Annotated in this window: 7 protein-coding genes; 1 reads left to right on the top strand and 6 read right to left on the bottom strand. The window is 53.3% G+C overall.

The window, feature by feature from the left end; all coding sequences use genetic code 11:
• Positions 1 to 47 precede the first annotated feature (47 nt).
• The 6 genes from RAC89_RS01170 to RAC89_RS01195 all read right to left on the bottom strand — a co-directional run bounded on the left by RAC89_RS01170 (position 48) and on the right by RAC89_RS01195 (position 11,783).
• Complete coding sequence (locus tag RAC89_RS01170) at positions 48 to 6,563, bottom strand: S-layer homology domain-containing protein (protein ID WP_306611239.1); 6,516 nt, start codon at positions 6,561 to 6,563, stop codon at positions 48 to 50.
• Positions 6,564 to 6,836: 273 nt separating this feature from the next.
• Positions 6,837 to 6,971 carry a DUF4023 family protein gene (locus tag RAC89_RS01175; protein ID WP_284639662.1) on the bottom strand — a complete coding sequence of 45 codons (135 nt, stop codon included), beginning with the start codon at positions 6,969 to 6,971 and terminating at the stop codon, positions 6,837 to 6,839.
• Between the two features lie 71 nt (positions 6,972 to 7,042).
• A complete protein-coding gene (locus RAC89_RS01180; protein ID WP_306611240.1) occupies positions 7,043 to 7,345 on the bottom strand; it encodes a hypothetical protein in 303 nt (100 codons plus the stop codon).
• Positions 7,346 to 7,410: 65 nt separating this feature from the next.
• Complete coding sequence (locus RAC89_RS01185; RefSeq protein WP_306611241.1) at positions 7,411 to 8,622, bottom strand: MFS transporter; 1,212 nt, start codon at positions 8,620 to 8,622, stop codon at positions 7,411 to 7,413.
• A gap of 128 nt (positions 8,623 to 8,750) precedes the next feature.
• Positions 8,751 to 9,917 (bottom strand): iron-containing alcohol dehydrogenase, encoded by a 1,167-nt coding sequence (locus tag RAC89_RS01190; RefSeq protein ID WP_306611242.1) that lies wholly within the window; start codon positions 9,915 to 9,917, stop codon positions 8,751 to 8,753.
• Positions 9,918 to 10,085: 168 nt separating this feature from the next.
• Positions 10,086 to 11,783: a glycoside hydrolase family 13 protein gene (locus tag RAC89_RS01195; protein ID WP_306611243.1), complete on the bottom strand. Its 1,698-nt coding sequence runs from the start codon at positions 11,781 to 11,783 to the stop codon at positions 10,086 to 10,088.
• Positions 11,784 to 11,996: 213 nt separating this feature from the next.
• Between RAC89_RS01195 and uraA the strand changes: the two genes are divergently transcribed.
• A complete protein-coding gene (gene uraA, locus RAC89_RS01200) occupies positions 11,997 to 13,268 on the top strand; it encodes a uracil permease (RefSeq protein WP_284639671.1) in 1,272 nt (423 codons plus the stop codon).
• Positions 13,269 to 13,324 lie beyond the last annotated feature (56 nt).

Genomic DNA, 13,324 nt, shown 5'->3' on the forward strand with positions numbered 1-13,324 from the left:
TCATGATGAAAGCGCCCTCATTGTGCGTATCTTAAGGTGTGCTTTGGTTAACTTCCGCTTCTGAAGGAAAGAACACCCAGCATACGGCTCAGCATCACTGCACCTTGAGCACGGGTTGCTGTGCCGTCCGGTTCAAAGGCTCCCGGTGCTACGCCTTGAAGTATGCCCTGCGCGACCAGCTCACCGATCGCCTCCCTTGCCCAGTCCTGCATTAGGCTTGCATCATCGTAAGCTTCGTTCACGGCTTTTGCCGCCTTAGTCTCGAACCCGGCTGTCTTCATCGCACGATAGCCGATAACGGCCATTTCTTGCCTCGAGATGATTTCATTAGGCCGGAAGGATTCGTCCTCATAGCCTTGTATCAGCCCCGCCTTTACCGCGGCATTCACCGTCCGGGCATACCAGTCCTGCGGTTTCACATCCCGGAATTCAATGGATGCCTTGTCGGCTTCAGGCAGCCCCAGTGCGCGAATCATCATGGCGGCGAACTCTGCCCGGGTTACCGCGCGATCCGGCGAATACAGCCCTTCACTCGCTCCACGAATAATGCGCCGGTTGGCCATACGTTCAATTGGCTCTTTAGCCCAGTGCGATTGAATATCCTGGAAGCTGACTTGACTCTCCATCGCCAAGTAAGTGCTGTTTGTCAGGCTGAAGATCGTAACGGTTGCACCTTGCAGAGTAAAGGGAACCGGTTCGTATTGCAGCTGTCCATTGCTATCTGCTTTGAACCGAACGACGGCCAGCTGATTAGGGTTCACCTCTCGTTCCAGCTTCATTGTTCTTGGCACATACTGAGTGAACTCACTGATAACCGACGAGCGGTTGTCTACTGTCACAACGGTTACCGTGTAATCAAGTGCGCCGAGAGCCTTCTGTCCCTCTTGGACCGCCCGTGTGACTGCTTCCGGGTTTTTCATGATCTTGATGATCAGTTGGAGGTCATCCGGGGCCGCGGCCACTTCTGAGGCCCATTCGGACAGCATCGTCTGCTGCAAGGGTAGCTCATAAGTGCCGAGCTTTGTCTCTACCGAAAGCACCATCCTCTTGTCGGCATTTGACAGCTTCCGAAGTGCCGTACCGCTCAGCGATACGGACGCTTCATCCGGCATCGCCGCGGTTTCGAGGGTTAGTTTAGGCCGGCCTTGGGATTCCTCTTTCAGCAGTCGTTCTGCTCCCTTTTCGTCAATGTCAAGCGTTACTGTTCTTTTCCCGTCCGACGTCGTTTCCTTCACGGGCCATTTCTCTTGGCCAACCGGACCGGCAATTGGGGGTGCGGCAGGGGCTGGTCCTGTAACGGTCCCGCTATCCTGAACCTGAGCCTGATCTTGATTCGTATCCGTGCCCGTGTCTGAGCCGGAATCCGTGCTAGGATCCGTGTTTGTGGCGGTTGCGCGGTGGATGTTCACTGTGTAGGTCTTGCTAGCACCGCTCTCAGCAAATACTCGAATCGTGACATTCGTTTCGCCTATGCTCAAATTCGTCAAACGGTAGATGCCGGTCGGCACCTCCGATCCGCTGATCTGGAGCTTCGCATGCGGATCCGAAGCGGCAGCGCTGAGTTCCAGGCTCGTTACGGTATGCTCCACATTTACGGTATAATCGGTATGATCCGCCGCAAACGCAGGAGTCAGCGTACCGCCGATAACGGAAAGCAGTCCTAAATCGGCATTCGCGGAAGCCTCTTCAACCCTAACCATAACGCCATCCGCCGCCTGGTAATTCGCGCCCAGGTTATTCAACAGATTGCCTCTCAACACAATATCCGTTCCGGCTTTCAAATAAATGCCGTTCGTATTGCCCTGAATCGTATTGCGAACGATCTGTACGTTAACCGGATCGCCCTCGCCGATATTTCCCGCATTCGTATCCCCGTTGTCATGCTCAAGAACAATGCCCCAGTAGTCCTTAGCCGTATTATTGCGAATCTCATTCTCCCGGATGACGGTTCCCGGTCCATTCCTGACCACGATGCCGGCGGCGCCGTCGACATTCGTCGTATTCTCGATCACGTTGCGTTCAATAAGCGTGTCAGGCGTACCGAGAATGACGATAATGCCTTCCCGGCTGTTGCGTATGATATTATCGTGAATATAATTGCCATGGCCTGTTTTGCTGTGATTGCTTGGCGCCGTGCCTCCGGTATTGCCGAGGCCGATGCCTCCGCCGGTAGTGACATCCGTAATGACATTGCCATAAATGTCGTTCAAATATTCCAGCTCTCCATGAAGGTCGATCGCATCCAGACGGGTTTGATCAAAGCGGTTGTTACGCACCACATTATTGTGAGCCACGAACTGAATGAGAACCCCGTGTCTCAAATAAGGTCCCTCGAAGGAGGAATTCTCCACAACATTCCAGAGGGTATCGTTAGGATAGCCGAGCCGGTTGATCTTCGCCATGCCTTGAATCGATACCCCGTAGCCGGCGCCACCGCCTCCCACATCCGTTGCATTGCGGAACGTACTGCTGCGCACAACAACATCGCGGCTGTTATCAATGCGGACGCCCATCCGGCTGTATTTTTCCACGGTGACGTGATCGATCGTAATGTTGTAGGACGGATCATCTCCGAAGCTCGCGATCGTGATTTGACTATCAGGTCCTCCGGCCGAAGGGTTGTTCGTCCGGTGATCGGTCGAATAGACGCCGTCCCATGTTGAAGTCAACGTAAGATGCGAGATGACCAGATCATGCTGACGGGCCGATTTGATCGCGGTGCTGTTCTTTACATTATTGAGCGAGGTTTTCAATATCGTACCGGCTTCGCTCTCTCCCCGCAGGTTGACGCCCGTCTTGACAACCAGATTCGTACCGCTTTCCGTCGTACTGAACAGATTGTAGGTTCCGTTCGGCAGAAACACTTCGTCCCCTTCCTGCGCCGCTTGGATGGCGGCCTGGATAGCCGGGCGATCGTCGGTTTGGTTATCGCCGGGATCCGCACCGAAATCAAGCACATTCAACGTGCGTCCCGTTGTCATATGAGGAGGATGAACCGGGCGATCGGTCCCGTCTGCCAGCTTCATCCCAGGCCGCGTGAACGGAGTCGTATCTCCGGGCGGACCGGGCTCGATGGTGGGGACGATTGCCACAGGCATATCCCCACCTGAGAACGGCGGATACAGCTGCACCTCTGTTAAGCTGACGAATTGCGAACCGTCCGAATTGCCGTATCCGGTTACGCGGACATATCTTGCTTCTGTATTCAGACGGAAGGCTTGAGGCTGTATGCTTTTTCCGCTGCTGAAGCCGCGGTAACGCGGGATCCACGTCAATCCGTCCGTTGACGTTTCGATCGCCAGCTCCGTTGATCGAAGATCTCCCTTATAGAAGGAAATACCTGCATAGCCAATCGGAACTACGGAGCCCAGGTCAAGCTCGATCCACTGTCCCGCTCCCGCTGCCGACCATCGGGTATATAAATTGTGATCGATGGCGTTCGCTTCGATATTTCCGTCGCTTCCGCTTGCCGTTACATTCGACACGGGAAGCGGCCGGATCGGCTGCAACAAGGTGGCCTTAGTAAGCGACAGCGCCGCACTCCGGTTGCCCGCAACATCCACTGCCTCCACCGTGAAAGTATAAGTCGTCCCCAGCGAGAGGCCTTCCGCCTTATAGCTCGTTCCTTGGACGGTCCTCAGCAGCTCCCCGTTACGATAAACACGGTAATGTGAAACATTGCTGTTATCCGTCGCCGCAGGCCAGCTTAAGTCCACAAATTCCGTACCTATATTTGCAGCCGATAGACTTCCTTCAGCCGGCCACGCAGGGGCTTCAACATCATTCGAATAATCGAGGATCTGCTGAACGACCATCTTAGGCTTCGGATTGCTGCTGCTGGTGGATTCCTTCGTATAAATATTTACGGATACGCCGGTGCTAGCTGCATCTCCCAGCAGGAAGGCGACCTCCCCCTGTCCCAAGCGGCTCCTTACATACGTCGTGACATCCACCTCGTACAGCTTCGTAGTGCTCGAATTCACCGTAAACTTGCCAAGCAGCGCACTCGGATTCAAGCTCTTGACGGGAGCGTTGTTCCAGGTCAGGGTGCTTTCCGACCAAGTCGTATCCTCCAACCCGTATAACGACAGCTCCACATCGGTGCCCGAGCTTCCCTTTTTGGCGGAAACGTACACCTTATAGTGATAGCTTGGATCCGGCGCAGCAGACACATCATATTTGAAATACACATACTTCTTATTGGTGGCTCCGGCCGAAATACTGAACAGTCCTACGCTGGAGCCTGTTTTCTCGTTAAAGTTCGTACCCGAATTCGCGGAGGTGCTATCGATCGCCGCGTCTCCGGTCGGAGTCAGACTGGCGATCTCCGTAACGACTACCTTGGTAGGATCCGGAGGCGGCACTGTCACGGTGACCGGCGCTTCAGCGTACACCTGCTCCGAAACACTAGCGCGAATGATCGCCGTGCCTGCAGACACTCCGCTCACTTGTGCCGCGGCAGCACCTGTTGAAGTAACCGATGCAATCTGAGAGCTGCTTGTTGTCCACGACAAAGCCGGGATCTCCGCACCCGTTCCGCCTATAGAAGCCGTCAACGTGCCGGTCCCGCCCTTTTCAAGTGTCAGGGTCGTTGGACTCAGACTCACCGTAATAGGGGATTCCGGATGAGGGTTCGTTGTACCGGGCTTATAGATGATCGGCTCCGCAACCGTTCGATTTTTCACATGCTGATCTAAAAATGCCCATGCCTCCGCATCGGCAATATCTTTTGCCTCGCCGACAAAGCCGTGTCCTTGACCGTCCACGAGCTTGAAATCAACGACTGGCACCCCGGCTGCCGTCAACTGGGAGGCCAATACCTCACTGTTCTGATACGGAACCGTGAGGTCCGCCTTGCCGTGCCGTATCCAGATCGGAGGATCATCCGGGGAGGCGTAGGTTCCCGGCATCGCCAGCCTTGCCTCGTTCGGGACTGTGAACGCCTTTTTCCCGCCTAACAGCGCCGTTACCGAGCTGTAATTATTGGCGAATTCCGTGGTAAAATCAGCCGGCCCGAACCAATCTACTACGGCCTGAACGCGGGTAGAATAATCAGGATAGCCTCCCGTCCCTTCCAGATCAGGCACCTGAACGGTATTCCCGTTATCCAGCATAATATGCTCGGTCGACAACAAATCGGATGTCGTTCCCAACAGCGCAGCCAAGTGCCCTCCCGCCGAGGAGCCGATCACGCCGATCCGGCTCGGATCGATATGATACTGCGCCGCATTCGCCCGCAAATAGCGAATCGCCAGCTTCACGTCCTGAATTTGTGCGGGATACGGCGCTTCCGGCGTCAGCCGGTAATCAAGCGACACCCCAATGTAGCCTCGCTTGAGGACGTAGCTGCTGATGCTTGACAGAGCTTGCTTACGGTCGCCATGATTCCAGCCGCCCCCATGGATATATACCGCAACCGGCATAGGAGCATCCGGTGCGGTCTCAGGAACCGCGATAGAAGTATACAGCTTCCGGTTGCCGGCCATTCCGATCTCAACATCCTCATACATTCTCACCCCGGCCGGAGGGACAAACGGAGGCGTTTCTACCGGTTCCGGCATCGGAACCGGCGTAGGCGCCGGGTTAGTGCCCGGAATCCGCTGTCCCGAAATGACTACATTGTCCATATACATATTAGCCGACATCGCCTCTCCCACTCTAAAACGGATTTTCACATTGGCATTATTGTTGGCAGTGGCGCCGAGCGTCCATTCCTTGCGGGTATTCGGCTGCGATGCGGTTCCTGCAGGCAGCTTCAACTCCTCAAGCGTCGTCCATGCAGCACCGCCGTCGGAGGACCATTCCACCACCATACTTCCAGCAGAATAGGAGGAAACTCTTGTGTAATAGCTCAGCTTAATGCTGCCGTAGCCGGTCAGATTTAAAGGCAGCGCCAGCGAATCCTTGCTGTCGATCTTGACCATATTCGGAACCGATGGAGCGGTCGAAGAAGCGGAGGTTTTGGCCGCGCTGCCGCTTGCACCCTCTTGAAGCCAAGGAAGTGGAACATTCACTCCGCCGGTTGATCCGAAGTTATCCGGATCATCGAACAGCTCACTGTAAATTTCCATCTCCGGTCCCTCCGGGCTCTGTTGGGGATCCGTCGGTACGGCAGCCTTTGCCTCGCCTGTGACGACAACCTCGTCCAGGTATAAGGCCATAGCGCCGGTATTTTGAGTCACGAAGCGAATACGCAGATCCGTTAGATCGTCAGCCGATGAAGGCAGCGAATATTCCTTCATCGTGAAGGACCCGCGGGCAGAAGTAAGAACCTCGAGCGTTTCCCACTCTGTTCCTCCATTAACGGAGTACTGTACGGAGAAAGGTCCTGTATAACCTGTACCCGTTTTGTAGTAATAGCTAAAGGAAATGTTCTCGTAGCCCTTTGTATTGATCGACGTGCTTAAGGCATCTGAATTGTCGAACTTAGCGCTTTGCAACCCGGTGTATTTCGTGGTTGATGCCGTTACTTTGCTGTCCCCTCCTTCCTGTGTCCATAGATCGAAGCTTTCAAAGCCATCGCTAAACAGCGTTGTGCTCGCTCCCCGTACCGTCGGCGTCATGGGGACAATCCCCGAGACGGACAGTAAAAAGCATAAAAAAATAAGTAAAACCCTTTTTTGAATTGCTGAACCTGCACTCAACCTTGATCTCTCCTTCCGCAGCCCCTAACAAGAATGTAAACGCTTCCCAAAAACTATAGCATTCAGAAGTCTGCATCGTGAGGAATCTCTTTGTAACGTATTGTGTTTTCTTCAGACGGCAACAAAAAAACCTGATTCCGCGGCACGCTTGTGTGCCGGAATCAGGCCGATGTGTCAATGATATGGGCAAGCTTAGTGCTGTTTGTTCGGCAGCTTCGCCTCAGGATGATTTTTTTGTCCTTGCGAACGCTTGTTTTTCTCCTGCTTTGCTTGCGTTTCATGCACCTTTTGCACGAAGCCGGCGGTGTCCATTGTGTTATCCGTCATGGATCTGCCCTCCTTCCTTTGCGGTTCAGTAACCGTGAGATCAGAAGTAGTTTGCCCATGAATTGCTTTTATTAACAGGAACGGGACGTAGCTACAGGAAGCAGCCCCAAGCACCCGCGGTATAACGCGAACAAGCCGAGATACGCGGCGGAAAGCAGAAACAACGGGTTATAAAAGATTTTATGAACCTCCGTCATCATGACCGTATCCTTACTAAGAATCTGCAGCAATACATCCGCTGTCAAAACTCCGGCGATCCACCCGCTTACTAATGCGGTGACATGGTAACAGATACGCATCCATTTCCAGATTCGGGCGGTCCATACCATCAATAACGGGATAAGCAGCGCAGCTGCACCGATGATCCAAATCATGCACATTCCTCCTCCCCTCAGCCTTCCCATTGGGGAGGAGAGGCAAACCTAACAGGAATCAGGTTTCATCGTACCGGATGCGGCTTCTTTTGCTGCCTAGCCGATGCCGGGCTGTTTCTTCTCCAATAGGCCGTCAAGACTGCAGCCGCTATACCGATACCCCCGGCAAAATAAAAGCCTCCGGCCAGTCCCGCCCATTCGTTCAATGCCCCGGCAATGAACGGCCCTGCGAACATCCCTACAGCATATACCGCTTGATAGAAGCCCATGGCAGTCGCTCGCTTCGATTCGGAAATGTTCGCAATGGAAAGCCCCAGGAGCAGCGGGAAGTGCAGCCCTTGGAAGAAGCCGTTGAACGCTTGCGTAAGGAGCAGCCAACCGAAATCATCCACGAGCACCGTGGACGCAGAGAGGGCGGCACTGACGACAAAGCCCGACACAATGAGGTTCCATTCCCCTACCCGCGGCGCCCAATATCGTCCTGAGCAGAAGGAGCTAAGCGCATGGGGAATCATGAAGGCCAGCACGAGCAGCGTCAAATCCTTTTCCGTTGCGCCTAACACTAGAGCATACGACGGTGTAAAGCCGAACATGGTGATGAACAAGACGCTGTGAGCCAGGATGGACAGTGTGGACACCTTCCACAGCATCGTATCTCTCATGACAGGCGCGAGATCCTTCAGCTGCATAGGGGCCCGGTCAGCCGGCTGATGCGTTTCTCGAAGCAGTAAAGCAAGCAGCGTTCCCGCCAGCCCTAAGATTGTGCCCGTCCAGAAGGTGGCATTCCAGCCCTTCCATTCGACGAGGAAACCGCTGATGCTCATACCGGCCAGCTGTCCGGCTACAATTAGTAAGCTGATTGCCCCCATGGCGCTCGACATCTGGTCCCTGCGGTACATCCCCGCATACATCACGGTGAACGCTGACCAGGTAGACGCCCCGATCCCCGATACGATTCTCCCCGCCAGAGGCCAGCCGATTTGTTCACCCCAGGCGAAGCAAACGCAGCTTAGCGTAATGCTGATCATGCCAAGTAAAATATACGGCTTGCGGCGCTTCAAGCGGTCTGAGGCAATACCGAGCGGAAGCCGAAGCAAAATTTGAATAAAACCGTAGCTTCCCAAAACAATGCCGATCATGCTGTAAGAAGTCCCTATCGATTCCAAGTAAGGCGTCAGTACGGGAACATATACGTACAATGCGGCCCAGTAAAGCAGCGTTACAAGAACAAAAATGAAATGATTTCGACGATCCGGAGCAGGCTGCTGCTCATTCATGCGGTTGTCTCCTCTCCTTGGCGACAAAGCAAACGCTTCAAGCAAGTTCACATAACTATTGTTATGTAAAGTTAAGAATGAAAAAGCGCTGCCTCCTCAGAGCTGAAGAGACAGACGCCTTCTGCGGCTTATAAACTCATTTCCAAAATCGCTTTGACATCATGCTCCTGCAGCGGCTTAAACGAGCCGACCGGACCGAAATGCACTGTCTCCTTGGCCATGCGATCCAGCTGCGAAGCATCAATATTCAAATCCGTCAGACGGGCGGGCGCTCCGATGCGCGTGAAATAGTCCCGCGTGGCCTGGATGCCGGCCAGCGCCACCTCATCGTCCGTTTTGCCCGAAGGATCAACATCCCATACTCGAACAGCGTATTGAACGAAACGGTCAAGGCGTTCCTTATACACGTACTTCATCCAATTCGGGAACAAGATGGAAAGTCCCGCCGCGTGAGCAATGTCGTAGATGGCGCTTACCTCATGCTCAATCATATGGGTAGCCCAATCGTTCTGCATCCCCACGCTGATCATGCCGCCATTCAAGGCGTAAGTTCCGCAGAGCATAATATTAGCGCGTGCTGCATAATTTTCCGGTTCGTTCAGGGCAATTTCCCCATTTTCGATGACGGTTCGCAGAATCGATTCACAAAGTCTCTCCTGCAGCGGCGTATCTGTTGTTTGGCTGAAATACTGCTCAAATACGTGCGACATCATGTCCACGATTCCGTTGACCGTTTGATCCTTAGGCACTGTGTAGGTAAGCGTAGGATCAAGAATGGAAAATTTAGGGTAGGCATGAATGCTGCCGAACGACTTCTTAAGATTCTCTTCCCAGTTCGTAATGACGGCGTTGCCGTTCATCTCAGAGCCAGTGGCCGATAAGGTAAGCACGGTCCCGAGCGGCAGCGCGGATTGGATCTGCGCCTTACGGATTAAGAAATCCCACACATCGCCCTCATAGGGTACACCGACCGCAATCGCCTTCGAAGCGTCGATAACGCTGCCGCCGCCAACGGCCAGAATGAACTCCACGCCGTGCTCGCGGCAAAGCTGAATCCCCTTCCGAACCGTTGAAACCCGCGGGTTCGGTTCCACACCGGGAAGCTCGACATACTCGGCTCCCGCATTGCGCAGCTGCTCCGTCACCCGGTCGTAGAGCCCCGTCCGTTTGATGCTTCCCCCGCCGTATACCAGCAGTACTTTTTTGCCGTAGGCCGCCGCTTGAGCTCCTAACTGATCGAGCATCCCCTCGCCGAATAACAGCTGCGTCGGGTTATAGAAACGAAATGAATTCATTGTGCTTTAGCCTCCTGTCCGAAAGTTAGCATTACCTAAACACCCAATTTATAGTATAACCTCTTCGCGCCCGGTTTCAATGACTGAAAAAAGGTTGAGAAGCTTACCTCGGCGTAAGTACCCTAGTCCAAAAAGAAAAAGGCCCTACGGCCTTTTCCATCGGTAAGCTCACTGGAGCTTGTATACTCTGGCTTCGTAAGGCTGCATTGCTATGGAAGCCGCCAGCGGTTGTGCATTGCTGTCCGCGTCAGCGTAATTCCCGAGCAGCAGCTGTGCCGAATGTTTGGAAAGCGACTCCGGCAAGCGAACGGTAGTAACATGCTCGGAGAAGCTGCAGACGACCAGCAATACTTCCTGCTCCAGTCTACGGACGTACGCATAAATGCGTTCATCCTCGGGCAGGAGCAGCTCATACGTACCATACACCGATACCGGCTGCTCCTGACGAAGCTTAATCAATTGCTTATAATAGGATAGCACGGAATCGGGCCGGTTCAGCTCCCGCTCTACGTTAATTTCCGTATAGTTGGGATTAACGGCCATCCAAGGTGATCCTGTCGTAAACCCGGCATTCGCTTGATCGTTCCATTGCATCGGAGTACGGCTGTTATCCCGTCCTTGACGGTAGACGGCTTTCAGCACCTCCTGCTCCGTTCGTCCGGCGGCCGTTAGTTCCCGATACAAATTTTTAATCTCGACATCCCGATACTCATCGATACTCAAGAATTGTACGTTGGTCATGCCGATCTCTTGTCCCTGATAAATATAAGGTGTTCCTTTCATCAGCATATAACAGGTCGCCAGCATTTTGGCGGAGGCCTCCCGGTAAGCTTCGCTGTCATTGCCGAAGCGGGAAACCGAGCGCGGCACATCATGATTTTCAAGGAACAAGGCATTCCATCCTCGGTTCTCCAGTCCTTCCTGCCATTCAGTCAGAATCCGCTTCAGATCGGTAAGCTTCCAATTCGGGTTGTCATCCCACTTGCCTCCCGGCCCATGATCGACCGACATATGCTCAAACTGGAAAATCATATTGAATACACCGTTATTCTCGCCGACGAACTCCTCCGCCTGATCGATCTCTACACCGTTCGCTTCTCCGACGGTCATCATGTCATATTTGGCAAAGGTGTGATCCCGAAGCTCGCGCAGCCAATCCAAAATCCCTTCTCTATTGCGATGCCCTTCCCAAGAAGGAACGTATTTCTTGTTATCCGGGTTCGGAAGGTCCGGCAGACCGGCAATTTTCTTGATATGGGTAATCGCGTCGACACGGAACCCGTCAATTCCTTTATCCAGCCACCAGTTGATCATATCGTACAGCTCTTGCCTTACCTTTTCGTTCTCCCAATTCAGGTCCGGCTGGCGTGTAGAGAACAGGTGCATGTAATATTCGCCCGTAGTCTCATCCCATTGCCAGGCCGATCCGCCAAAGATGGATTCCCAGTTATTCGGCGGACTTCCGTCGCTTTTCCCTTCGCGCCAAATGTAATAATCACGCTTTGGATTTTTCAAGGAGGAACGGGATTCGATAAACCACGGATGCTCATCCGAGGTATGGTTGATGACGAGATCCATTATGATTTTCAGGCCTCGCTGATGCGCTTCCTTCAGCAGCTCATCAAACTCCGCCATGGTGCCGAATTCATCCATAATATCGCGATAGTCACTAATATCGTAACCGTTATCGTCGTTGGGGGACTTGTATATCGGACAAATCCAGATGACATCGATGCCCAGCTCCTTCAAATAATCAAGCTTGGAGCGAATGCCTGCCAAATCGCCGATCCCGTCTCCGTTTGCGTCCATGAAGCTGCGCGGGTAAATTTGATAAACCACGCTCTCTTTCCACCATTTGCGGTTCATATAGCCGTAGGTCTCCTTTGGTATGGTAAGGTTGTTGGCGTTATCGTACCCGAAATAAAGGCAAGCTAACACCTACGGCATTGACCAAAATGGTGTCGGATGTTGTTATTTTCATAAGCAAACATGATTTTAATTGATGCAAATCTTGTCGAAATTAGTTATGATGGGTAAGGCAATTTTAACCATGGTACTCAATTAAAGGAGCGTGTATGAATGAAGCAACGGGAAATTCAAGTTTACGAAAGGCCGCCGCTACTACAGAGCCTGCCGCTCAGCTTTCAGCATTTGTTTGCGATGTTCGGCTCCACTGTGCTGGTTCCATTCCTGTTCAAGGTGGATCCGGCAACCATTCTGCTGATGAACGGGATCGGTACTCTGTTTTACTTGCTGCTGTGCAAAGGAAAAATACCGGCCTACCTGGGCTCCAGCTTTGCGTTTCTCTCCCCGGTATTCGCCGTTTTCGCTTCGAATCAGCCCTATGAAGCGGCGCTTGGAGGCTTCATCGTAGCCGGGATCATCTTCATCCTGGTAGCCCTCATTATCCAAGCGACGGGCACCGGATGGCTGGATATCGTCTTTCCTCCGGCAGCGATGGGCGCGATTGTAGCCGTTATCGGTCTGGAGCTGGTGCCGGTAGCGGCCGAAATGGCAGGATATATTAAACCGGCCGGTGCCGCGGCGGACTGGAAGGTGAACCCGCAGGCGGTCATCATCTCATCGGTAACGCTGCTTATTACCATGCTCGGTAACGTCTTGTTTCGCGGCTTTCTAAAGATCATCCCGATCTTGATCGGTATCCTCTGCGGGTATTTGCTCGCCTACCTGCTGGGACAAGTAAACTTCGGAAGCATTACCGAAGCGCCGATGTTCTCGACTCCTACCTTCTACACGCCGCAGTTCAGTCTATCGGCCATTACGATCATCGCGCCCGCTGCCCTTGTCGTCATCGCCGAGCACATCGGACACTTGATCGTCACCGGCAACATCGTCGGTAAAGATTTATCCAAGGATCCGGGGCTGCATCGGTCCCTGCTTGGAAACGGGATTTCCACCGTCGTTTCCGGCTTCGCCGGCTCAACGCCGAATACGACTTACGGGGAAAATATCGGTGTCATGGCGATCAGCAAGGTATACTCCGTTTGGGTTATCGGAGGGGCGGCCGTCATTGCGATCGTTCTGTCATTCTTCGGCAAGCTGGCTGCTGTGATCTCCACTATACCGACGCCGGTGATGGGCGGCGTTTCCTTGCTGTTATTCGGTGTCATCGCCGCCTCCGGCATTCGCATGCTTGTGGAAACGAAGGTGGATTACTCCAAAGCAACGAATTTGATTCTCACTACCGTTGTGCTGGTTATCGGGCTCAGCGGAGCCACAGTGACCATCGGCAGTTTCTCGTTGAAAGGCATGGCACTCGCAACAGTGCTCGCCATCCTTCTCAGTCTCTTCTTGAAAGCCATGGAGAAGCTCGGTTTACTGAACGAATAGAATGGCAAAAAAGACATGCTCCCCATCAAGGAATTCCTTACGGGATGCATGTCTTT

Source organism: Paenibacillus sp. GD4 (assembly GCF_030846225.1).
In the GTDB taxonomy this organism is placed as follows: domain Bacteria; phylum Bacillota; class Bacilli; order Paenibacillales; family NBRC-103111; genus Paenibacillus_G; species Paenibacillus_G silviterrae.

Coding starts and splice junctions, on each gene's coding strand:
- RAC89_RS01170 (WP_306611239.1), bottom strand. CDS start 6,563: ATGACGCCGACGGTACGGGGAGCGAGCACAACGCTGTTTAGCGATGGC.
- RAC89_RS01175 (WP_284639662.1), bottom strand. CDS start 6,971: ATGACGGATAACACAATGGACACCGCCGGCTTCGTGCAAAAGGTGCAT.
- RAC89_RS01180 (WP_306611240.1), bottom strand. CDS start 7,345: ATGATTTGGATCATCGGTGCAGCTGCGCTGCTTATCCCGTTATTGATG.
- RAC89_RS01185 (WP_306611241.1), bottom strand. CDS start 8,622: ATGAATGAGCAGCAGCCTGCTCCGGATCGTCGAAATCATTTCATTTTT.
- RAC89_RS01190 (WP_306611242.1), bottom strand. CDS start 9,917: ATGAATTCATTTCGTTTCTATAACCCGACGCAGCTGTTATTCGGCGAG.
- RAC89_RS01195 (WP_306611243.1), bottom strand. CDS start 11,783: ATGAACCGCAAATGGTGGAAAGAGAGCGTGGTTTATCAAATTTACCCG.
- uraA (WP_284639671.1), top strand. CDS start 11,997: ATGAAGCAACGGGAAATTCAAGTTTACGAAAGGCCGCCGCTACTACAG.